Annotated in this window: 16 protein-coding genes and 1 pseudogene; 14 read left to right on the forward strand and 3 right to left on the reverse strand. The window is 69.9% G+C overall.

The window, feature by feature from the left end:
- The first annotated feature begins 49 nt into the window (after window positions 1-49).
- Both C1701_RS16445 and cutA read left to right on the forward strand, forming a co-directional pair.
- Window positions 50-382, forward strand: a complete 333-nt coding sequence (locus C1701_RS16445; RefSeq protein WP_103056170.1) for a hypothetical protein — start codon at window positions 50-52, stop codon at window positions 380-382.
- Between the two features lie 232 nt (window positions 383-614).
- On the forward strand, window positions 615-926 hold the full coding sequence (gene cutA / locus C1701_RS16450; protein WP_245588828.1) for a divalent-cation tolerance protein CutA: 312 nt from the start codon (window positions 615-617) through the stop codon (window positions 924-926).
- 310 nt (window positions 927-1236) lie between these two features.
- Here the strand turns inward: cutA and C1701_RS16460 are convergent, their stop codons facing one another.
- Window positions 1237-2451, reverse strand: coding sequence for an acetyl-CoA C-acetyltransferase (locus tag C1701_RS16460; RefSeq protein WP_026419110.1), 1215 nt, complete (start codon window positions 2449-2451; stop codon window positions 1237-1239).
- Window positions 2452-2602: 151 nt separating this feature from the next.
- Here C1701_RS16460 and C1701_RS16465 point away from each other — a divergent pair, with 151 nt between their 5' ends.
- Together C1701_RS16465 and C1701_RS16470 are read left to right on the forward strand one after the other, a co-directional pair.
- Window positions 2603-3544, forward strand: coding sequence for an SGNH/GDSL hydrolase family protein (locus C1701_RS16465; protein ID WP_030105230.1), 942 nt, complete (start codon window positions 2603-2605; stop codon window positions 3542-3544).
- Window positions 3545-3765: 221 nt separating this feature from the next.
- The gene (locus tag C1701_RS16470; protein ID WP_026419112.1) at window positions 3766-4191 is read left to right on the forward strand and encodes an SSI family serine proteinase inhibitor; all 426 of its coding nucleotides are present in this window, start codon (window positions 3766-3768) and stop codon (window positions 4189-4191) included.
- Between the two features lie 181 nt (window positions 4192-4372).
- Here the strand turns inward: C1701_RS16470 and C1701_RS16475 are convergent, their stop codons facing one another.
- Window positions 4373-5551, reverse strand: coding sequence for an MFS transporter (locus C1701_RS16475; RefSeq protein WP_026419113.1), 1179 nt, complete (start codon window positions 5549-5551; stop codon window positions 4373-4375).
- Window positions 5552-5773: 222 nt separating this feature from the next.
- Here C1701_RS16475 and ald point away from each other — a divergent pair, with 222 nt between their 5' ends.
- The 10 genes and pseudogenes from ald (at window position 5774) to C1701_RS16520 (ending at window position 20919) form a co-directional block, all read left to right on the forward strand.
- Window positions 5774-6892 (forward strand): alanine dehydrogenase, encoded by a 1119-nt coding sequence (ald, locus tag C1701_RS16480; RefSeq protein ID WP_030105232.1) that lies wholly within the window; start codon window positions 5774-5776, stop codon window positions 6890-6892.
- Between the two features lie 428 nt (window positions 6893-7320).
- Window positions 7321-7473, forward strand: coding sequence for a hypothetical protein (locus tag C1701_RS16485; RefSeq protein ID WP_245588829.1), 153 nt, complete (start codon window positions 7321-7323; stop codon window positions 7471-7473).
- A complete protein-coding gene (locus C1701_RS27535; protein WP_337661738.1) occupies window positions 7466-8113 on the forward strand; it encodes a hypothetical protein in 648 nt (215 codons plus the stop codon). Before C1701_RS16485 ends, C1701_RS27535 begins: the two co-directional genes overlap by 8 nt.
- A gap of 381 nt (window positions 8114-8494) precedes the next feature.
- A complete protein-coding gene (locus tag C1701_RS16495; protein WP_026419115.1) occupies window positions 8495-9730 on the forward strand; it encodes an ATP-binding cassette domain-containing protein in 1236 nt (411 codons plus the stop codon).
- Window positions 9730-10581 carry an ABC transporter permease gene (locus C1701_RS16500; protein WP_026419116.1) on the forward strand — a complete coding sequence of 284 codons (852 nt, stop codon included), beginning with the start codon at window positions 9730-9732 and terminating at the stop codon, window positions 10579-10581. The genes C1701_RS16495 and C1701_RS16500 overlap by 1 nt, the downstream gene beginning before the upstream one ends.
- A 397-nt stretch (window positions 10582-10978) precedes the next feature.
- The gene (locus C1701_RS16505) at window positions 10979-14695 is read left to right on the forward strand and encodes an ABC transporter ATP-binding protein (protein ID WP_103056172.1); all 3717 of its coding nucleotides are present in this window, start codon (window positions 10979-10981) and stop codon (window positions 14693-14695) included.
- A 93-nt stretch (window positions 14696-14788) separates the two neighbouring features.
- Entirely contained in the window at window positions 14789-18550 is a 3762-nt protein-coding gene (locus C1701_RS16510) for a multifunctional oxoglutarate decarboxylase/oxoglutarate dehydrogenase thiamine pyrophosphate-binding subunit/dihydrolipoyllysine-residue succinyltransferase subunit (protein ID WP_081715478.1), read from the forward strand.
- Window positions 18551-19272: 722 nt separating this feature from the next.
- Window positions 19273-19422: a hypothetical protein gene (locus tag C1701_RS27540; protein ID WP_337661739.1), complete on the forward strand. Its 150-nt coding sequence runs from the start codon at window positions 19273-19275 to the stop codon at window positions 19420-19422.
- 260 nt (window positions 19423-19682) lie between these two features.
- Window positions 19683-20105 (forward strand): annotated as a pseudogene (locus tag C1701_RS16515) (DUF3558 family protein); the annotation flags it as partial.
- A 220-nt stretch (window positions 20106-20325) separates the two neighbouring features.
- Window positions 20326-20919 carry a DUF3558 domain-containing protein gene (locus C1701_RS16520; RefSeq protein WP_103056174.1) on the forward strand — a complete coding sequence of 198 codons (594 nt, stop codon included), beginning with the start codon at window positions 20326-20328 and terminating at the stop codon, window positions 20917-20919.
- A 560-nt stretch (window positions 20920-21479) separates the two neighbouring features.
- Here C1701_RS16520 and C1701_RS16525 read toward each other — a convergent pair.
- The gene (locus C1701_RS16525; RefSeq protein ID WP_443098120.1) at window positions 21480-22517 is read right to left on the reverse strand and encodes an IS110 family transposase; all 1038 of its coding nucleotides are present in this window, start codon (window positions 22515-22517) and stop codon (window positions 21480-21482) included.
- Window positions 22518-22710: the final 193 nt, after the last annotated feature.

Raw genomic sequence — 22710 nt, forward strand, 5'->3', positions numbered from 1 at the left:
CGGCGACGGTCGACACCAAGCACGTTTCACCAGATCGAAAGGCCCACCAATGCGCACCTCCGCTCGTCTCGCCGGCGGCCTCGCCGGTGCCGCCCTCGGCGTCATGACGCTGGGTGCCACCGCGTTCGCGGACTCCGCGGACAACGACGGCATCAACCTGATCAACGACAACAACATCAGCGCCGTGCCGGTGCAGCTGTGCGGCAACAACGTGGCCGCCGTGATCGGCGTGATCGTGCCGATCGCGTCCCCGCAGCTCAGCGACTGCACCAACGCGCCGATCCTCGACCACAACAAGGTCGAGCTCGAGTTCGAGCACGAAGGCCACGAGGGCAAGGGCACCCCGCACGGCGGGTACGGCTCGCACCACGCCGGCTTCTGATCGGCACTGCCCACGGCAGGACACCCGGAAGGGCGTCGGTCCGCTCGGACCGGCGCCCTTCCGCACGTCCACGCCCGGGTGTCGCGGATTGCCGGGTGCGCGGGGGAGCCCCACCATGAGGCCCTGACAGTTCGCGTCCACCCGAACGGAGCAGCGCGTGTCGATTCCCGAACCACTACAGCCGGGGGCGGCCGTCCCGAACGATCCGGCTCTGCCCTCCGCTTACTGCCAGGTGACCACCACGACCGACTCCGAGGACACCGCGCTCCGGCTCGCCAGGGACATCGTCGAGACGGGCCTGGGCGCGAGCGCCCAGGTGCTGGGTCCGATCAGCAGCGTGTACCGCTGGGCGGGCCTGATCCAGGTCACGCAGGAGTGGCAGTGCGTCGTGAAGACCGTGATGTCCCGGTTGACCGACCTCACCGACCACATCGAGGCGATCCATGACCGGGAGGTCCCCGAGGTGGTGGCGACGCCGATCATCGGTGGCAACGAGGACTACCTGAACTGGGTGAGCGCGCAGGCCGCACCCGAGGACCTCTGAGCTCCCGGACCCGGTGTTGGTGCTGAGGGCCCCCGTCACGCCGGACCGCCGCTGACGTCGCCGCCGAGGGACGACGTGCCAGTTCCTCCGTCGGCGGGGCCGCCCATCCGCCAGGCGGCGACCCGGGCCCCGGCGGACACGAGGTCCCCTCGGGCCTGCCTCCACTCCCGCGCCGCGGCTCCCACCGCACCGCCATCGACCTTCGGGGGGCCGTCGAGACGCCGAGGATGTCCCGGGGAGGCGAAAGGGATCCCCGCCACGGGCTGGGCGACCATGACGGCAGGCGTCCGACCGGCGACGGCGGGCTTCCTCAGACCCGTTCGACCACCGTGGCGATGCCCATCCCCCCGCCCGCGCACAGCGTGACGAGCCCGTACCGCAGCCGCCGCCGCTCCAACTCGTCGAGGACCGTTCCCAGGAGCATCGCCCCGGTCGCGCCCAACGGGTGGCCGAGCGCGATCGCGCCTCCGACCACGTTCACCCGCTCCGGGGAAAGGCCGTAGTCCCTCGTGAACTTCATGGGCACCGCGGCGAATGCCTCGTTGATCTCCACCAGATCGATGTCGGAGATCGTGAGCCCCGCCCGGTCCAGCGCCCGGTCGACGGCGGGGCCCGGGCCGGTCAGCATGATCGTGGGATCGGCCCCGCTGACCCCGGCCGCGAGGATCCGGGCCCTCGGCCGCAGGCCGATCCGTTCGCCCACCTCCTCGTTCCCGACGAGGACGAGCGCAGCACCGTCGACGATCCCCGAGGAGTTCCCGGCCGTGTGCACGTGGTGGACCTCGGACAGCGAGTCGTAACGGCCCAGGGCGACCGCGTCGAAACCGCCGTCGCGTCCCACTTCGGCGAAGGCGGGGGCCAGTTCTCCCAGCGCCTCCACGGTCGTTCCCTCCCGGGGGTGCTCGTCCTGGTCGAGCAGGACCCGGCCGTCACGGTCCCGCACCGGAACGAGCGAGCGGTCGAACAACCCCGCGGCCCGGGCCTCGGCGGCCCGGCGCTGCGACTCGGCGGCGTACCCGTCGACCGCGGCGCGGTCGAAACCCTCGATCGTGGCGATGAGATCCGCGCCGATGCCCTGGGGCACGAACGCCGTGCGCCGCATGGTCTCGGGGTCGTTGGCCCACGGACCGCCGTCAGAACCCAGCGGGACACGGGACATCGACTCCACCCCGCCGGCCAGCACCAGTCCCTCCCAGCCGGAGCGGACCTTCTGGGCGGCGACGTTGACCGCCTCCAGGCCCGAGGCGCAGAAGCGGTTCAGCTGCACTCCGGCCGTGGTCTCGGGGAGGCCCGCGAGGAGGGCGGCGGTCTTGGCGATGTCGCCCCCCTGGTCCCCTACCGGGGTGACCACTCCGAGGACCAGGTCCTCGACCAACGCGGGGTCCAGGCCGGGTGCCCGCCGGCGCAACTCCTCGACGAGCCCCACCACCAACTCGACCGGGGGAACACCGTGCAGGGCTCCCGTCCGCTTGCCCCGACCGCGCGGGGTCCGCACCGCCTCGTAGACGAACGCCTCGGCCGTCATGTCACCGCCTCCGCTCCCTGGACGCTCCCTGGCCTCCACAAGCTACCGTTCAGTAGCCATCTCGGGCGAGTGTTCCGGCTGATCGTTGACACCACCCCACCCGAAGGTCACGATCACAAGGACATTCCTCCTTTCAGGCAAGGAAGTCGCGATGACCCGTTTCTTCCGCTCACCGCCGCGCGGAGTACGCACCCCACTCGCGGTCGCACTCTCCATCCTGTTCTCCGGTGTTCTCCTCGCCCCGGCCGCGTCGGCCGAAACGCCCGACCTCGTGCGGGACGACCGATCCCACCACCACTACGTCGCACTCGGCGATTCCTTCACCGCCGGTCCCCTGATCCCCTATCCACAGCTCAACCCGCTCGGCTGTTTCCGGTCCACCAGGAACTACCCGGCGGTGCTCCGGGCGTCCCTCGACGTGAACTCCTTCACCGACGCCAGCTGCAGTGGCGCGACCACCGTGGACCTGCACGAGCCCCAGAACGTCCTCGCTGGACGCAACGCTCCCCAGCTCGACGCGTTGCGGCCGGACACCGACCTGGTCACGCTGCAGATCGGTGGCAACGACATCGGCTTCAGCGACATCGTCCTGACCTGCGCGACGCGGAGCGTCACCGCGCCCACCGGGAACCCGTGCGAACGCCACTACACCGGCGGGGGCGGGAACGAGCTGCTGGACCGCATCGAGGACACCGCGCCGCTGATCGACCGGGCACTGGACGAGATCACGCACCGGTCCCCGTCGGCGACGGTGCTGGTCGTCGGGTACCAGACGATCGTGCCCGCCACTGGTGGCTGCTTCCCCCGGGTACCGATCGCGCGGGGCGACACGGCCTTCCTCGACGGCGTGCACCAGGCACTCAACGCCATGCTCGCCTCGGCCGCCGACCGGGCTGGCGCGGTCTTCGTCGACACCTACGGTGCCTCGCAGGGCCACGACTGGTGCCAGCCGAAGGGCGTGAAGTGGGTGGAGGGCGTCCTCCCCACGAGTCCGGCCTTCCCCGTACACCCCAACGAACTCGGAATGGCGGCCGTTGCCGACATGATCCAGGCGGAACTGTCCGCCCGGACCACCATTCCCGCGCTGGACTGAATCACGTCGCGGTGGCGGCAGTCGCCCACATTCGCGCCGACTGCCGTCACTCTGCGCCCCGATACACGAACGAGTTAAACCCGAACGAGTAGTTACTCCGTGGTTGCCTCGCGGCCGGATCGGCGAACAGGTAGACCCGATTTGCCCCCGCCGGCACGAAACCCGCCGCCATCCACTGGCGGGCACGACAACGCCCTCACCACACACGGAGGACTACCGACATGGCTCTGCACCACCTGGTCGTCAGCTCGCTCCTCGCGGGCAGCGCCCTTCTCGGCGGCGCGGCTCCCGCCGCCGGCAGCGAGCCGGCGGCCTCGCGACCGGCCTCGACCGTGTTGACCCTGAACGTGCGTCCGGTCACCCCGGCGAAGGCCGACGAGTCCCCCCTGGGCAGGACCGTCCTGCTCACCTGCGACCCCGACGGGGGCGACCACCCGAACGCGGAGGCGGCCTGCGCCGAGCTCCGGGACTCCGGGGGTGACCTCGAGGCGATCCGAGGCGACGGCAACGCCTTGTGCACGATGATCTACCAGCCCGTCGCCGTCTCCGCGCGGGGGACGGTGGCGGGGGTGCCGGTGGACTACGAGACCGAGTGGTCGAACTCCTGCACGATGGCCGCCGGCACCGGCGCCCTGTTCCAGTTCTGAGCCGAGCTCCGAGCGCGCCGGTCGACATCCCGTCGGCCGGCGCGTTCGTGCCAGCGGCCGCGAGGACCCGCTCCCCGCGATGCCGCACGGCCCGGCGCCGGGCCTGCCCTGGCGCGGGAAGCCGGCCGCCGCGCACCCACCTCGGTGAACAGCCCGGCCCCTCCCGCCCGGGCCCAGGTGCTCAGCGGGCCGCCCGGTCGGGCCAGGCCGCCGGCAGCACGGCGAGCACGAGCAGGGCGACCACCATGAATCCGGCACCGTAGCCGGCCTGTTGGACGACGAGGCCGATGGCGACCGCGCCGAGGCCGGTGCCCGCGTCGAAGCCGATGTTCCACTGCGTGCTCGCCAGCCCGTAGTTCCGCCGCTCGACCCGCTGGAACATGATCACCAGGGTGGCGTTCTGCACGACGCCGAAGCCGAGTCCGAACAGGACCATTCCGGTGAGGAGCACCACCGGCTGGTCCCCGAGCACGACCGCGCCGACGCCCGCACCGGCCGACACCACGGCGGGCACCAACAGCCGTCCGTTGCCGAACCGGTCTCCGAGGAGTCCCGCCGCCCACCGCCCCCCGGTGGCGAAGGCCTGCTGGGCGAGCAGCGCCGCCGGCACGAGAGCGGCTCCGGCTCCGGTGACCGCCAGGGGGAGGAAGGTCACCACCGTTCCCGAGGCCACCGCGGTCATCGTCAACACCAGGAAGGGGCGACGCAGCGCGCCGGTCCGGAAGGCCCGGAGCAGACCGCCCGCCTCCTGGCCCCGCACCGGGCGGGGCGCGGCCAGGCCGATCGCGGCGAACAGGGAGACGAGCGGCACCAGCCCAGCCGTCAGGAACACCGTCTCGTAGCCGAGGTGCTCGGCCATCCAGACCCCCAGCGGCAGCGCGCCGAGTCCCGCCAGTCCGACGGCGCCGCCGTAGAGGCCGGAGCCCTTGCCCCGCAGCCGTGGTGGCACCAGCTCGGCGACCAGGGCGGCGCAGGCGACCGTCACGATGCCGAAGCCGAGGCCGCGCACGGCTGAGACGGCGAGGACCACATCGATCCGGGAGGACGCGATCAGCAGCAACGCCGGCGCTCCCAGCAGCACGGCACCCGACAACAACAGGGTCCGGTACCCGAACCGGACGAGCAGCCGGGGCATGAAGACCTGCAGGCCGACCGTCGCGAACATGTAGACGCCGGTCGTCGCGCCCGCGAGCGCCTCGGCCGCCCCGTTCGCCGCGGCGAACTGGGGCACCACCGAGAGCAGGAGGTAGAAGCTGGAGAAGACACCGAACGTCGTCGCCAGCAGCAACATCATCTGCCGGCTCCACACGCCGGTGGCCTCGGCTGCGGGTGGCTCGCTCCGCGTCTCCCTGGTGCTCACGTGCCTGACGGTAGCTCGTCCCCTCGTCCGTTCGGCTGGTCCGGGTGGTGTGAGCGCCCCGCGAATGGGTTACTTCGCTTCTAGTCGCACCCGTGTGACCGGCGATACGTTCGACTCACCCGTGCGATGCCGAACACCAACCGGCATCGCGGGACCGACGGCGGGCCGCGGGCAACCGGTCGCCGCCCGCCGACCCGCCGCCATCCGACGGAAGGAAACACCGTGAAGATCGCCGTTCCCCGCGAAGTGAAGAACAACGAGTACCGGGTCGCGCTCACCCCCGCCGGTGTGCTCGAACTCACCGGGCTGGGTCATGACGTGCTGGTGGAGACCGGGGCCGGGCAGGGCTCCGCGATCAGCGACGCCGAGTACCACTCCGCCGGCGCCAAGATCCTCGACACCGCGGAGGACGTGTGGGCCAGCGGTGACCTGGTCCTCAAGGTCAAGGAACCCGTTCCGTCCGAGTACCCGTTGTTGCGGGCCGGCCAGGTGCTCTTCACCTACCTGCACCTGGCCAGCAGCAGGGAACTCACCTCGGCGATGGTGGACAGCGGTGTAACCGGCATCGCCTACGAGACCGTGCAGGCCCCCGACGGCACGTTGCCGCTGCTCGCGCCCATGTCGGAGGTCGCGGGCCGGCTCGCCCCGATGGTGGCTGTCGGGGCCATGCTGCGGCCCGCCGGCGGCCGGGGCGTACTCCCCAGCGGCGTTCCCGGCGTCCCACCCGCGAAGGTGACGGTCATTGGCGCCGGTGTCGCCGGGCTGAGCGCGGCCTCCATCGCGCTCGGGATGCAGGCCGACGTCGAGCTGCTCGACACCAGGGTCGACAGGCTGCGCTCGATCGACCGCGAGTTCCGGGGAAGGCTGCGCACGATCACCTCGAACCGGTACACCCTGGAGCGGTCGGTGCTGTCCGCCGACCTCGTCATCGGCGCCGTGCTGGTGCCGGGCGCGAAGGCCCCGAAACTGGTCGACAACGACCTGGTGGCGCGCATGCGGCCGGGTTCGGTGCTGGTGGACATCTCGATCGACCAGGGTGGTTGTTTCGCTGACTCCCGCCCGACGACGCACGACGAGCCGACCTTCCGGGTGCACGACTCGGTCTTCTACTGCGTGGCCAACATGCCGGGCGCGGTTCCCCACACGTCCACCCACGCGCTGACGAACGTGACGCTGCCGCACGTGCTGGCACTGGCGGAGCACGGCTGGCGGGGGGCGGCGGGGCGGGACCCCGACCTGGCGCACGGGCTGAGCACCCACGAGGGGGCGTTGACGAACCGGCCGGTCGCTGAGGCGCACGGGATGGAGTGGGTCGAGCCGGAGCGCCTGTTGGGCGGGTGACGGAAGGGCGGGGCGCCGAGGCGGCGCCGTACCGGCATCACGCTTGGCACGAGGTCGCGACGCATCGCGGCACAGGGGCGGCCCGCTCAACCGGCCTGGGGGTCACCGGGAGCGGGCCGCCACCGTCAAGTCTAGTCGCTCGGTACGGCTTGTGTTGACCAGGTCGTGGTGTATCCGGAGAAGATCACCCGACTACCAACCTTTAGCCCATCCGAGAGCGCCCGATCGAGTGAACCTCCACCGGAAGACTGAATCATTTTCATCTCGTGGCCGATGACTGCTCAGTGAACGCCTCGGTCGACCCGACAGCTCACCCGTCGCACACCGCGCGGCCCATCCGTCACGGGCGGACGGACGAGGCCGGGCGGCCGCCGGGGGGACGACGTTGGCTGATCGCCTGCCACGACCCCTTCGGCCGGGACCGATCGGTGACCGTGCTGGTCGACGACCAGGACGTACTCCTGGTCGCACCCCCCGGGGCGAGCGCGGTGCTGTCCACCCAGCAGACGCGCTCCCTACGGCGGTCGCTGGACCGCGCCGCCGTCACCACGAGGGACCACGACGGAGATGAACGTGACTGAGAAGGCGCTGCGCCAGGCGGTGATGGAACGCTTGGCGATGCTCGACCGCGCCGCCGAGCATGACGACGAGAACACCCTGCTGCCGCTGGCCCGGGCGGAACTGCGACGCCTGGCCGACGGCTGGCGACTCCTGCTCACCGTGCACCAACCGGCCGACGACGGGCGCTGCCGCGCCTGCCCGGGTGGCTGGCGGCGCCGCCGCTGGCCCTGCAAGGTGTGGCTCATGGCCCACCGTCACCTGATCGGGGACGGGGGTGGGCAACGACCGCGCCGGGGCCCCCTCGGTTCCCTCGGGCGAGGGTCGGCCAGGGGAACGCCGCCGCACCGCATGAGCCCGACCCACGAACCCGAACACCCCCTCCCGGTGACCCCAGCCCCCACCACTCCCGGCGGATCCGGGGCACCGGGACCGCCCTGGCCGGACGACGCGCCCTCCCCCACCGCTCCGGCCTGGCCGGCGAGCGACCAGGAAGCCGCCGAAGCCGCCAGTGCCGAGAGCACGTCCACCTCCCCGGGGCAGGGCCACGTGTTCGCCAGCCCGGTGGGCGGGCACCTCGAGACCGACAGCACCCGCATCCACCGGGCGAACGTGATGGAGCGCCAGTCGCGGCTGATGCGACGCCTCTCACCGAACGGCTGAGAGCGGCTCGCCATCCCCCGGCACGAGGGACACGTGCCCGAGGGCGGTGGCGAGAGCCGTGACCTCCGTCGTCACCGGGCTGACGCACGACGCGGTGCGGCCGGGAACGCCGCCGCACACCGCTCCGCCCGGGACGACGAGCCCCGACTCGGCTGCTCGGGGTGACGGGAACGCCGCCAGGACGGGCCCCGGCGGCGCCCCTCGAGCACCCGCCCGACCGCACCCGCTCGGCACCCGGCGGGTTCACTCCTCGACACCGCCCCGGCACGGTCGGTACTCCCACCGGCCCCCACCCGGCCCGGTACCCACGACCGCCCACCGGGGAACCGCCCCGTACGGCAGGATGAGCGCGTTCAGCCGCGCGGCGACGAGGAGGAATCCGTGCACGACGGCACAGGCCGGATCGTTGTGCAGGGCCTGACGAAACAGTTCGGTCCTGTCACGGCGGTGCAGAACCTCGACTTCACCGTGGAGCCCGGCTCGGTCACCGGGTTCCTTGGCCCCAACGGGTCCGGGAAGACGACCACCCTGCGGATGCTGTTGGGACTGGTGACACCCACCGCGGGCGTCGCCACCATCAACGGGCTCCGCTTCGACGACATCACCAACCCCGCCCGAGTGGTCGGCGCGGTCCTCGAGGCCCAGAGCTTCCACCCCACCCGAAACGCGCGGAACCACCTGCGCTGCTACGCGGCGGCGATCGGGCTGCCCGACTCGGCCGCCGACCGGGCCCTGGACCAGGTGGGGCTCGGGGTCGCGGCCCGGCGCGGCGTCCGGGGGTTCTCCCTCGGCATGCGGCAACGCCTGGCGCTGGCCACCGCGCTGCTCGGTGACCCGCAGGTCCTCGTCCTCGACGAGCCGGCGAACGGTCTCGACCCGGAGGGCATCGCCTGGCTGCGTGGATTCATGCGGTCCTTCGCCGCCGCCGGCAGGACCGTGCTCGTCTCCAGCCACCAACTCCGCGAGGTCGAACAGACCGTCGACAAGCTCATCATCGTCAGCCGCGGTCAGACCGTCTACTACGGCGGCCTCGACGACCTGCGGGCCACCCGTCCCAGCCGCGTGCTGGTCAGGGCGGACGACCCCAACAAGCTGGTGGAGGCGCTTCGGGCCGCCAACCTGACCAACCTGGAGACCACCCCGGACGGGACCCTCGCCGTGATGGGCGGCGCCGATCCGAGGCGGGTCGCCGACATCGCCCGCGACGCCGGGGTGGCCGTCTACGGGATCCAGGAGGACAAGGCGGACCTCGAGGAGATCTTCTTCCAGCTCACCAGCGGCCAGTACGGCGGCGCGCAACAGAACCTCTACACCCAGCAGCCACCAGGACCGGGCCAACCCGGCGGGTTCGGCGGTCCCCCGCCGCCGGCCGGGTACCAGCAGCCCCCGGGCTACCAGCAGCCCCCGGCCGGCTACCAGCCGCCACCCGGGTACCAGCAGCCGCCACCGGGGTACCAGCAGCCACCGGCCGGCTACTCACCACCACCCGGCTACCAGCCACCGGGGTACCAACCGCCCCCCGGCTACCAGTCACCCCCCACCGGTGACCAGGCTCGCCCGGAACAGCAACCGCCCGGCGGGGACCCCTCCGAGGGCAACCAGGGAGGAAACGCCTGATGGGCCGGCTCATCACCTCCGAGTTCCGCAAGATCCTCACGGTGAACCTGTGGTGGGCACTGCTCATTCCCGCCGCGCTGTTCACCTTCTTCCTCGCCTGGTTCGGCGGCGCCGTGGGTTCCTTCGCGGGCAGCGCGGCCGAGTTCGGCGGCGACTCCGTTCCGATCGCCGGGCTGATGTACGCGGCGGGCTTCAACCTGGCCACGGTCTTCGGCGCGATCTTCGGCGGTCTGTCGATGTCCGGTGAACTGCGGCACAAGACCATCACCACCACGTTCCTGACCGCCGACTCCCGGGCCGCCGTGCTCGGGGCGAAGCTCGTCAGCTGTGCCGCGGTCGGCGCGTTCTACGGTGTGGTCTGCGCGATCACGGGTTCCCTCGGCGCCTTCGTCGGTTACGGTGACGGCTTCCCCGCGGTGGGTGACTGGCTGCTGCTGTGCCTGGTCAGCATCGTCCTGATGGTGCTCTGGACGTTGTTGGGCGTGGGTTTCGGCGCGCTCGTCGGCAACCAGGTCGGGGTCGTCCTCATCATCCCGATCTACACGCTCCTCGGTGAGACCATCCTGGTCAGCCTGTTCTCCGAGATGGGTGGGAGCGCGGTCAGCCCGTACCTGCCGAACGGTTCCGGCAGTTTCGCCCTGCTCGGCCTGGCGATGGCCCAGCTGTTCTCCGTGGTCAGCACCCATGCGGGGACCGCGGACATCCCGCCGGAGGTGCGCGGCGACCTGGAAGCGGCCGGCGTCAGCGGGCAGTTCAACGACTGGTGGCTCAGCGGCCTGGCCTTCCTCGGGTGGGCGGCGCTGTTCGTCCTGCTCGGGTGGCTGCTCAACCAGAAGCGCGACGTCACCTGACGAGCGCGAGCCGCCGGCCCCACGACGGGGGCCGGCGGCTCTCCCCGGCTCCCGCCTGGCGGCTCGTCCGCCCCGGCCGACCTGACGGCCCCAGTCCGCGCGGACGTGGGCCCCTGCCACACCTGTCGGCGGCACCCACCCACCCGCCCGCGGGTTCCTCCTGCTGGACCGCCGGGCAGGGGTGCTGGCGCCGCACCGGCCGGTCGGACGTCGACGCCCCTCGGCGCACAGCGGGTGCGCCGCGCTGGGAAAGGCCTAGCCTGACCACGTGCCTGACAGCTCTTCCCCGAGTCCCGACGCCAGACCGGGCTCCAACTCCTCCGGCCCCGGTTCCGCCCGTTCCGCCCCGGAGGACGCCACCGGCCCGGCGCGTTCCACAGACGAGCCCTCCCCCGCCGTGCCGGCGGCCGGCTGGGTGCGGCGTCTCGCCTCGGCGAGCTGGCGCCACCGCGGGACCGTCCTGCTGGCCTTCGGGGCTTCGGTGCTCGGGGTTGGTCTCGAGGCGGCCGCGCCGCTGCTCACCAGGGTCGTCGTGGACCGAGCCGTGGACGGGAGCACCGAGGGGATCGGCCTGCTGGTGGGTCTCCTCTTCGTCCTGGCCCTGGTCCGTTTCGGGATGGCGTTCGTCCGGCGCTACGAGGCGGGACGCCTCTCGGTCGACGTCCAGCACGACCTGCGCCAGGCCGTATTCGCCGCGGTCAGCCGCTTCGACGGGGGCAAGCAGGACACGATGCGCACCGGCCAGGTCGTGTCCCGCGCGATCAGCGACCTCCAGGTCATCCAGACGCTGCTGGCGATGGCGCCCTTCTCCGCCGGCAGCGCCGTCCTCGCGCTGTTCTCACTGGTCGCCATGTTCTGGCTGTCGGCACCGCTGACGCTGATCGCGTTGGTGGTGTTGCCGCTGGCCGCGCTGACCGCGATGCGCAGCCGGCTCGTCCTCTACCCCGCGACGTGGGCCGCGCAGCAACGGGCGGGCGAGGTGGCCGGTCACGTCGAGGAGGCCGTGACCGGTGTGCGGGTGGTGAAGGGCTTCGGCCAGGAGGAACGGGAGGTCGGGCGACTGGAGGACAGCGCGAGGAAGCTGTTCGGCGAGCGGCTGCGGGCGGCGCGCCTCACCGCGTGGCCCAGCTCCCTGCTGGCCGCGCTGCCCGTCGCCGGCCAGGTGGGGGTGCTCGGTCTCGGTGGCTGGTTGGCACTGCGGGGCGAGATCAGCCTCGGCACCTTCCTCGCCTTCGCCACCTACGTCGCCATGCTCGTCGGTCCGGCCCGCATGCTCACCAACATGGTGGTCAGCGCGCAGTTGGCCAGGGCCAGCGCGGAACGGGTCAACGAACTGATCGACTCCCAGCCCGAGGTGCGGGAGGCCGAGGGAGCCGTGGCACTGCCGGAGGGACCGCTGGCCGTGGAGCTGCGCGGCGTCGGGTTCGGCTACGTCCGGCGGGAGCGGGTGCTCGACGACGTGAGCCTGCGGGTGGCACCGGGCGAGACGGTGGCCCTGGTCGGGGCCGCGGGCTCCGGCAAGTCCACGGTCGCCCTGCTGCTCCCCCGCTTCTACGACGTCCACACCGGGTCGGTCCGGGTCGGCGGCCAGGACGCCCCCGTCGACGTCCGTGACCTGCGGCTGGACTCCCTGCGCGGAGCGGTCGGGGTCGCGTTCGAGGAAGCCTTCCTCTTCTCCGACACCGTGCGCGCCAACATCGCCTACGGCCGGCCGGAGGCGACGGAGGAGGAGATCAGGGCGGCGGCCGCGGCGGCGGAGGCCACCGAGTTCATCGACCGGCTCCCCGAAGGGTACGACACGGTGGTCGGCGAACGGGGCATGTCGCTCTCGGGGGGGCAGCGGCAACGGATCGCCCTGGCCAGGGCCCTGCTCACCGACCCGAGGGTCCTGGTGTTGGACGACGCGACGTCGGCCGTGGACCCCGTCACGGAGGCCGCGATCCACGCCACGCTCCGCTCGATCACCCGGGGGCGCACCACCCTGCTCGTGGCGCACCGACGTTCCACGCTCTCCCTCGCGGACCGCATCGCGGTCCTGGACCGGGGCAGGGTCGTCGACGTCGGCACCGAATCCGAACTGAACCAGCGGTGCCCGTTGTTCCGCCGACTCCTCGCCGGCCCTGGCGAGGAGATCGAGGGCGCGGGCGACGACGGGGACGAGCCGGAGGGCGGGCCGGGAACGGTGCCTCGGGGCCGGGACCTGTGGCCGGCGGTCACCGACGAGGACGGGACGACGAGCCGCCCGGCGCTGGAAGCCGACCCGGATCTGGCCGCCCGGGTGGCCGCGCTCCCGCCGGCGAGGGACGTGCCCGACCTCCGGGGTGTGGACGCCAGCGCCCCCGACCCGGAGTTCCGGTTCCGCCGTCAACTCCGCGTCGTCAGGTGGCCGCTGGCACTGGCCGTGGTCGCGGTCGCCCTTGACGCCCTCACCGGGCTCGCGCTCCCCACGCTGGTCCGGCACGGCGTGGACTCGGGCGTCGGGCAGGGTGACGGTGGCGCGCTGCTCGTGGCGACGGCCGCCGGCGCCGCCGTGGTCGTGGTGTCGTTGCTGGCGGTCGCCCTCCAGACCGTGGTGGCCGCCAGGGCCGGGGAGACCCTGCTGTACCTGTTGCGCGTCCGCAGCTTCTCGCACCTCCAACGGCTGGGGCTCGACTTCTACGAACGCGAGCTGGCCGGGCGGATCATGACGCGGATGACCACCGACGTCGACGCGCTGTCCACCTTCCTCCAGACCGGGTTGGCGACCGCGGTGGTGAGCCTGTTCACCCTCATCGGGATCACGGTCGCGCTCCTGCTGACCGACCTGTCGCTCGCCGTGGTCGCGCTGCTGCCCGTCCCGGTGCTGGTCCTGGCGACCCTGGTGTTCCGCCGCCTGTCCTCGGCCGCGTACTCCGAGGCGCGGGAACGGATCAGCGCGGTCAACGCGGACTTCCAGGAGAACCTGTCCGGCGTCCGCGTCGCCCAGTCCTTCACCCGCGAGAAGCGGTCCGCCGCGGTGTTCGCGAGCCGCAGCGACGCCTACCGCAGGTCGCGGTTGCGCGCCCAGCGCTACATCGCCACCTACTTCCCGTTCATCGCGTTGCTCTCCGAGCTCGCCCAGGCCGCGGTCCTCGCCGTGGGCGCCTTCCGCGTCGCCGACGGCGGCCTGTCCCCCGGCGTGCTACTGGCCTTCAGCCTCTACCTGCGGCTCTTCTTCTCGCCCATCCAGCAGTTGTCCACCGTGTTCGACGGGTACCAGCAGGCCAGGGTCGGCCTGCGCCGGATCGGCGGGCTGCTGCGCACCCCGACGTCGATCGTGCCGGCCGCCGAGCCGGTGCCGGTGCCGGGCCGACTGACCGGGCTGGTCGAGTTCAGCGACGTCAGCTTCACCTACCCGGGGGCCTCGACCGCCGCGTTGTCCGAGGTCTCGCTCCGGGTGGCACCCGGCGAGACCGTCGCACTGGTCGGCGCCACCGGTGCCGGCAAGTCGACCCTCGTGAAGCTGCTCGCCCGGTTCTACGAACCGCAGGAGGGGAGCGTGCTGGTCGACGGCGTGGACGTCCGCGACTACGACCTGGCGGGGTTCCGCGGTCGACTCGGCGTGGTGCCCCAGGAGGCGCACCTGTTCTCCGGCGACGTGGCCGACAACATCCGCTACGGACGTCCGACGGCCAGCCGCGCGGAGGTGGAACGCGCGACGGCGGCGGTCGGCGCCACCGCGATGGTGGGCAGCCTGCCCTCGGGGTTCCACCAGCCCGTCGGTGAGCGGGGCAACCAGCTGTCAGCGGGTCAACGGCAACTCGTCGGTCTGGCCAGAACGGAACTGGTCGACCCCGACATCCTGCTGCTCGACGAGGCGACGGCCGCGCTCGATCCGGCCACCGAGGGGGCCGTGCTGGCCGCCAGTGGCCACGTGTCCGCCGGCCGGACCACCTTCGTGGTGGCCCACCGGCTTGGCACCGCGGCCAGAGCGGACCGGATCGTCGTCCTCGACGCCGGCCGCATCGTCGAGGTCGGCCCGCACCAGGAACTGCTGGAGCGCCGCGGCTACTACTACCGACTGTGGTCAGCCACGAGTAACCTGGGTGACAGTATCGATTCAGTGATCGATCAGGAACGCCATCTGGCCGGCTGACCCCGTGGTCTCGTCACAACCGTTCGCCGCGAAGGATTAGCCTAGAAATAGTGTCTGTAACCCCGAGCAGATGGATCGAGGCGAACGGGAGCCGTGTCCAGCAGCAGTCCTGCGTCACAGTTCGGCCCTAACGAGTGGTTGGTCGAGGAGATGTACGAGCAGTTCCTCACCAACCCGTCATCAGTTGACCCCGCCTGGCACGATTTCTTCGCCGACTACAAGCCAACGCAGAACAGCGGCGCCCAGGGCGAAACAGGGACGACCGACGGCACGTCGAGCACGCTGACCAGCAAGAACTCCAGCGCCGCCCCGGCACCCAAGGGTGGCTCCGCCACCGCTGGCGCCAGCGGCGACCACCCACGCAACGGCAAGAAGACAGTGCAGCAGACCACGAAGAGCAGCAACGACGCGGCCGGGTCGGCCGCCCCCGCCAGGAGCACGGCCCGTCCGGCCGCGAAGCCCTCCCCGAAGGACGCGGCGAGCGCCGCTCCCGCGAAGCCCGCGAAGAAGGAGGAGGAGCGCAGGACGCTGCGGGGCGCCGCCGCCGCGATCGCCAAGAACATGCAGCAGTCGCTGACGGTGCCCACCGCCACCAGCGTGCGAGCCGTGCCGGCGAAGCTGCTCGCGGACAACCGCATCGTCATCAACAACCACCTGAAGCGGTCCCGTGGCGGCAAGGTCTCCTTCACCCACCTGATCGGGTACGCGCTCGTTCGGGCGCTCGAGAGCTTCCCGAACATGAACCGCTACTTCGCCGAGATCGACGGCAAGCCGCACGTGGTGACGCCGGAGCACGTGAACCTGGGCCTGGCGATCGACCTGCCCGGCAAGGACGGCTCCCGCTCCCTCGTGGTCGCGTCGATCAAGAACTGCGAGGGCACGAACTTCCTCCAGTTCTGGCAGGCCTACGAGGAACTGATCCGCAAGGCCCGGACCGGCTCGCTCAAGGCTGATGACTTCGCCGGGACCACGATCTCGCTGACCAACCCGGGCACGATCGGCACCAACCACTCGGTGCCCCGACTCACCGCCGGACAGGGCGCCATCATCGGGGTGGGCGCCATGGAGTACCCGGCGGAGTTCCAGGGCAGCAGCAGCAAGGCCCTCGTCGACCTGGGCATCGGCAAGATCATCACGCTGACCTCCACCTACGACCACCGGATCATCCAGGGCGCCGAGTCCGGGGACTTCCTGCGCCGGGTGCACCAGCTGCTGCTGGGCGAGGACGGCTTCTACGACGACATCTTCACCGCGCTCCGACTGCCCTACGAGCCGGTCCGCTGGGTCAGCGACATCCCGGAAGGCTCGGTCGACAAGACGGCCCGGGTGCTGGAACTGATCCACGCCTACCGGACGCGCGGCCACCTGATGGCCAACACGGATCCGTTGAACTACCGGCAACGCAAGCACCCCGACCTGGACATCCTGTCCCACGGGCTCACGCTGTGGGACCTGGACCGGGAGTTCGCCGTCGGCGGCTTCGCCGGCAAGGAGCGGATGAAGCTGCGGGACGTCCTCGGCGTGCTGCGCGACTCCTACTGCCGCACCGTCGGCGTGGAGTACATGCACATCCTGGAGCCCGACGAGCGCGACTGGCTGGAGAAGCGCGTCGAGGTCCCCCACACCAAGCCGGACCCCGCCGAGCAGAAGTACATCCTGTCCAAGCTCAACGCCGCCGAGGCGTTCGAGACGTTCCTGCAGACCAAGTACGTCGGGCAGAAGCGGTTCTCGCTGGAGGGCAGCGAGACGACCATCCCGCTGCTGGACACGGTCCTGGACACGGCCGCCGAGCACGAGCTGGACGAGGTCGTCATCGGCATGCCGCACCGAGGCCGGCTCAACGTGCTGGCCAACGTCGTCGGCAAGCCCATCGCCCAGATCTTCCGGGAGTTCGAGGGCAACCTCGACCCGGGGCAGGCCCACGGTTCCGGCGACGTGAAGTACCACCTCGGCGCCGAGGGCAAGTACTTCCGGATGTTCGGCGACGGTGAGACCACCGTGTCCCTCACCTCCAACCCCTCCCACCTGGAAGCGGTCAACCCGGTGCTCGAGGGCATCGTCCGGGCGAAGCAGGACCGCATCGACAAGGGCGAGCAGGGCTTCACCGTGCTGCCCGTACTGCTGCACGGCGACGCCGCGTTCGCCGGCCAGGGTGTGGTGGCCGAGACGCTGAACCTGTCGCTGCTGCGCGGCTACCGCACCGGCGGCACCGTGCACCTCATCATCAACAACCAGGTCGGGTTCACCACCGCCCCGGAGCACTCGCGGTCGAGCAAGTACTCCACCGACGTCGCCAAGATGATCGGCGCACCGGTCTTCCACGTCAACGGTGACGACCCCGAGGCGTGCGTCTGGGTCGCCCGGCTCGCCGTCGAGTACCGGCAGGCCTTCGGCAAGGACGTCGTCATCGACATGCTCTGCTACCGCCGGCGCGGGCACAACGAGGGCGACGACCCGTCGATGACCCAGCCGAAGATGTACGACGTCATCGACACCATGCGCAGCGTCCGCAAGACCTACACGGAGTCCCTGATCGGCCGGGGCGACATCTCCGTCGAGGACGCCGAGAAGGCCCTGCGGGACTACGCCAGCCAGCTCGAGTACGTCTTCAACGAGGTGCGTGAGCTGGAGAAGCACCCACCGGCGCCCAGCCCCTCCGTGGAGTCCGAGCAGGTCGTGCCGACCAAGCTCGACACCGGTGTGCCGGAGGAGGTCGTCCGCCGGATCGCCGACGCCCACGTCAACCTGCCCGACGGCTTCACACCGCACCCCCGCGTCAAGCCGGTGTTGGAGCGGCGGGAGAAGATGAGCCGCGAGGGCAACGTCGACTGGGCCTTCGCCGAACTGCTCGCGTTCGGCTCGCTGACGATCGAGGGTCGCGACGTCCGGCTCGCCGGGCAGGACTCCCGGCGCGGCACCTTCGTGCAGCGGCACGCCGTCGTGATCGACCGGAAGACCGGCAACGAGTACACGCCGCTCCAGAACCTCGCCGAGGACCAGGGGCGCTTCATGGTGTACGACTCGGCGCTGTCGGAGTTCGCCGCGCTCGGCTTCGAGTACGGCTACTCCGTGGCCAACCCGGACGCCCTCGTGCTCTGGGAGGCCCAGTTCGGTGACTTCGTCAACGGCGCGCAGTCCATCATCGACGAGTTCATCTCCTCCGGTGAGGCCAAGTGGGGCCAGCGCGCCGACGTCGTGCTGCTGCTCCCCCACGGCCATGAGGGCCAGGGGCCGGACCACACCTCGGGTCGCATCGAGCGGTTCCTGCAACTGTGCGCGGAGGGGTCGATGACGGTGTCGATGCCGTCGACACCCGCGAACTACTTCCACCTGCTGCGTCGGCACGCCCTCGACGGCGTGAACCGCCCCCTGGTGGTGTTCACCCCCAAGCAGCTGCTGCGGCTCAAGGCCGCGGTCAGCCCCGTGTCCGACTTCACCGGCGGGAAGTTCCAGTCGGTGCTGGACGACCCGACGGTGAGCGACCCGAACGCGGTCCGCAGGCTGCTGCTGTGCAGCGGGAAGATCTCCTACGAGCTGCACAACGAGCGGGTCAAGCGCGGAGTGGACGACACGGCGATCGTGCGTCTTGAGCAGTTCTACCCGGTGCCCAAGCGGAAGCTGGCGGCGATGCTGGAGCGTTACCCGAACGCCACCGACGTCCGTTGGGTGCAGGAGGAACCGGCTAACCAGGGCGCGTGGCCGTTCCTGGGCCTGCACCTCCCGGACCTGCTGCCCGAGCGCCTCCGGGGCCTGCGGCGCGTGTCGCGGCGGGCCATGGCCGCCCCGTCCTCGGGGTCGCCGAAGGTGCACGAGGTCGAGCAGGCCGAGATCATGGCCTCGGCCTTCGGCGACTGACTCGCTGACGGGCACTGCTGAGTGACCGGGACGGGCGGTCGGATCGTGTGATCCGACCGCCCGTCCCCGTCAGTGGCTCCGGGGTGCCAGTGCCCGCGACTGGCTTCCCGGCGGCCACTTCTAACACTCAGCGCCTTGTCTCGGACTTCATGCGCAGCCCCCGGGAGACCGTTGACTTGTCCTTCAGCCGGCGCGGACGAACGCCGGATGCAGCACCAACGGGCAGGCCCCGAGTTGGAGGCCCGATGCCTCGTCCAGCACGGCCGACTCGCCCCGTACATGAAGGACACGTCCCAGTCCTCACCCGGCCACCACGCACCGATCTGAAACGTACTTCGACGGCGACCCCATGCTGCTACTGTGCTATTTGGCCTGGCGGTGACGCCGAGGGTCTGACGCCGAGGGTCTGGTGCCGAGGGTCTGACGCGAGGGGGCGTGCGGGCCAGCGAGGCCCGAGCAGCCTCGGGCGCCCGCACAGTGTGCTGTTGGTTGAAGTTCTCCTGGGGAGGAACCGCCGTGAGCGGCAGCTACGAAGTGGCCCCGGAGCCCTGCCTCGGGCCACCGCGGATTTCAAGGTCGCACGGGACGTAATCGCGGACTTGGAAGTTAAGGGAGCCTCCATCGCAGCGGAACACTCGACGCGCGGCGACGACGGCGTGAGCATGACCTCAGGAGAGCAGCTCGCTCGACTGGGCAGGGATCCAGGCGAAGGATCACTCGTCATGACCGCGGCCAAGCTCCGTGATGAGCTTGACAACACCATCTTTGCTTTCGAGCACATGCTTCGGGAATACCTGGAGCTTGAGCAGTCCTCCACCCTGCCTGAATACGACGGTGAGGTCAGCCAAATCAGCCTTCCTCCCGATTACTGAAACCTACAGGACCTGAACAACGGTCGTCGATTCGGCGGCTATTACGTCGCCATCTGAGGCAAGGAGCACTTTTCAGTGCAGAAGCACAATCGGCGTTTCGCGGGAACACTACTCCTGGCGACCACCTTGGTTCTCGCCTCCTGCTCCGCTGAGAACGAGCCGGAGCTACATCCCACTAGCGCTGCTGCCGAAGACACTGCCGCTTCGGCCGTTCCCGAGGAGCCGACACGGGAATCTGAGCTGCTCGCCCCCCTGTCTCGAGCCCACTTGACGCGACCAACATCGAGGCATGCAATCTGATTTACGCCCAGTCGGCCATCACCCTAGGGTATGACGCAGATTCAGCGAAGATGATTTCTAAAGAAATCTGCCTATGGAATTCCAATGAGAACACTGGCGCCACAGTCTCCCTCCGCACGAACATCGGCGAGGGCGGATTATCCGCGATCTACGAGATCCGCGACACTTTCGCAGTCTTCGACGAAATGACTGTCGGGAACCATCCTGCGGTACACGCCCACACCATCGAGGACGAATCGCGATGCGTGCTGTACACGGGCATCGCCGATGATCAGTACTTGTCAACCGACTTCATCCGAAACACTCTTGACAGTTTCGATTCATGTCAGGCCGCGATCGAATTTGCCAAGGCAGCGATCGCAGAGCTGCCAGCTGCTTCCTAAGGGGGCGCCATACATCCCGAAGCCACACCGCATGCCTTCGCGGGAAAGAACGCCAAAAAGCTCCGTCAGGACACATGGACCAGACTCAAGAGCTCTCCTACCTATTAGGAGCGGTTGGCAGCGGTGAACAGTAGCCGCTCAGCTGACGACTACCAGGCCATCTAAGGATCTGATTGCGATTATTAACCGTAAGATCAGCACAGCCCTGCTTCTTCCTGCAATGCTGGTGGCGACCGCCTGTTCCAGTGAAGGATCAGGGACTCCAGGTACGACAGGTCAATCGACTGTCACACAGAGCTTGTCGACGGTGAACACTTCCGAGACCGAGGATGGGCCAGGCTCTGGCGCCCCAACCGTGGCCGATCCTCTAGACGTGTCGGCTGTGGCTCCCTGCGACCTGATCCCGGACTCTGCTGCCGAACAAGCCGGACTCGACTCCGCGAGCAAACGGCTACGCCCTAACCACCGCGATCCCAACGCCCCTGAAGAAATGTGCCGCTGGGATTTCAACAACATGGAATACAGCTCGATCTCGGCTATAGCCAATATCGACCGAGGGGGCCTGTCCTCGGTATATGCCACCTCCTCGGGCAGGACGGTGTTCGAGCCTATGAGCATCGCGGGTTACCCCGCAGTACACGTGAACGACTCGTCTAACTCCGCCCGATGCCCCTTGTTCCTCGGTGTCGCCGACGACCAGACCATCCTCTTCGATACCCAGCTGAGCGCGAGCGCGACTGAGGACGCGTGCGAGATGGCAGTGCGGGTCGTCGAAGCAGCCGTCGCCGAGCTTGCCTCCGCATCCCAGGAGTAACGAGCATGCAACTCGAAACCACCTGCGAGTACTTCGGCGGCAAAAACGTCAACACCTGAACACAAAACTGAACGGAACGGGACACGGCGGCAACTCGTCCGATGCCTATACGTCATGGAGCACCGTAGCGACGAGTTTCGGACCTCGCCGAATACATCAAAGGAGGCGATGACACGAGCGGCTGGCGCGCGTCAGGGCGAAGCAGCCGACACCTCAAGGGCCGCCACCCTGCCACTAGTCACCTACACCGAGCAGGCGAAGGACCAGGCACGCGCTATCGGTCAGAGCACCTTCACGCAGGGAACTCACCGCACCTCCGCCGTCCTAACGTCCCCAAAGGGCAGGACGAGCCTCAGCTGGAGGGGTTCGAGGTCACCCTCCCCTCGTTACCGTTTTCGTAGTTCCTGATCAAGGAGTCGTGGTCGCCAGGCCCGGCATGACTGACGCCCCCAGTCGAACGCATGATCTGGAGGGTGGTGTCACCAGGCCTGGTGGCATCGAGGGACCGCTGATAGGGACACGGCCACCGATCGGGTAGGTCTCGATGCCCCTATTGTTCGTCAAGCAGCGTGCCGTGCTGGTGCAGCCGGTGGCTCGGGCGAGGTGATGATTCGGTAGAGCTCGCGGGCGATATAGCGTTTGAGGCACCGGACGGCCTCGCGTTTGGTCTTGCCCTCGCGGACACGCCGGTCGATGTAGTCGCGGGTGCGTCGATCCCAGCGCAGGCGGACCAGCACGATGCTGCGCAGCGCGGAGTTCGCTTGGCGGTCGCCACCGCGGTTGAGCCGGTGGCGTTGCGTCCTTCCTGAGGATGCTTCCACCGGGCTGACACCGCACAGCGCGGCGAACGACGCTTCGCTTCGCAAGCGTTCGGGGTTGTCGCCGGCCGCGATGAGGAGGGTCGCGGCCGTGTCAGGCCCGACTCCGTAGGTGTCGAGCATGGCGGGGTTGTGGCGGGCCAGGACAGCGGCGGTCTGCGCGTTGAGGTCGGCGATCTCCTGGCTAAGCCGGTCGATCCGGGCGGCGAGCAGACGCAGGGTGTACCGAGCCGCGGTAGCACTGTCGGATGGCGTGGCGGGCGTCCATGCGATGCACCGCTGCACGAGCTTGGCGGTGCTGAGATCGCGCAATTCGTCGCGCAGCGCAGGGTCGGCCGAGACCAGGACGGCCTTGAGCTGGTTGATGGCCTGGGTCCGGGACTTGAGGGCCGAGATCTTCGCCACCTTGAACATGCGCAGCATTTCCAGTGGCCCCTGCCCTCCCTTGGCCAACGCGCTGGCCTGCCCGTTCAGCACGGAGCGGGCTGCGGACTCGGCGTCGAGAGCGTCGTTCTTGCCGCGCCGCCGGCGGTTGGCCTTGTCAGGCTGGTTGACCTCGAACACGTCGATGTCAGCGGGCGCCAGGTGGCGGGCAAGCGCGGCTCCGTAGGAGCCCGTGCACTCCACGCCCGCGCGCCGAACGACGCCGAATCCGCGTGCCCACTTCACCAGAGCTTGATACCCGGCTCGCGTGGTCGGAAATGCTTTGCTGGCCAGCAAAACGCCCAGCGCCGTGACGACCGCGGCGACGTGGAAGTCCTTGTGGGTGTCGACTCCCACGACCACCTCCTCGCCGTCGCGAGCCTGGGACTGGGAGGAAGGACGAAGGGTACTCGGCACGGTCTGCTGGCTCCTGCTCTGATCGAAACGCCGGTGGCTGGCCGACGCCAAGCTGATCAGGCGGTCAGGACTGTGAAGATGCGCAGTGCGGCAAAGCCCCTATCGGGACACGCCCCACCAGCCCGGCGGCAGC

It is taken from the genome of Actinoalloteichus sp. AHMU CJ021, assembly GCF_002895405.1.
Lineage (GTDB): Bacteria > Actinomycetota > Actinomycetes > Mycobacteriales > Pseudonocardiaceae > Actinoalloteichus_B > Actinoalloteichus_B caeruleus.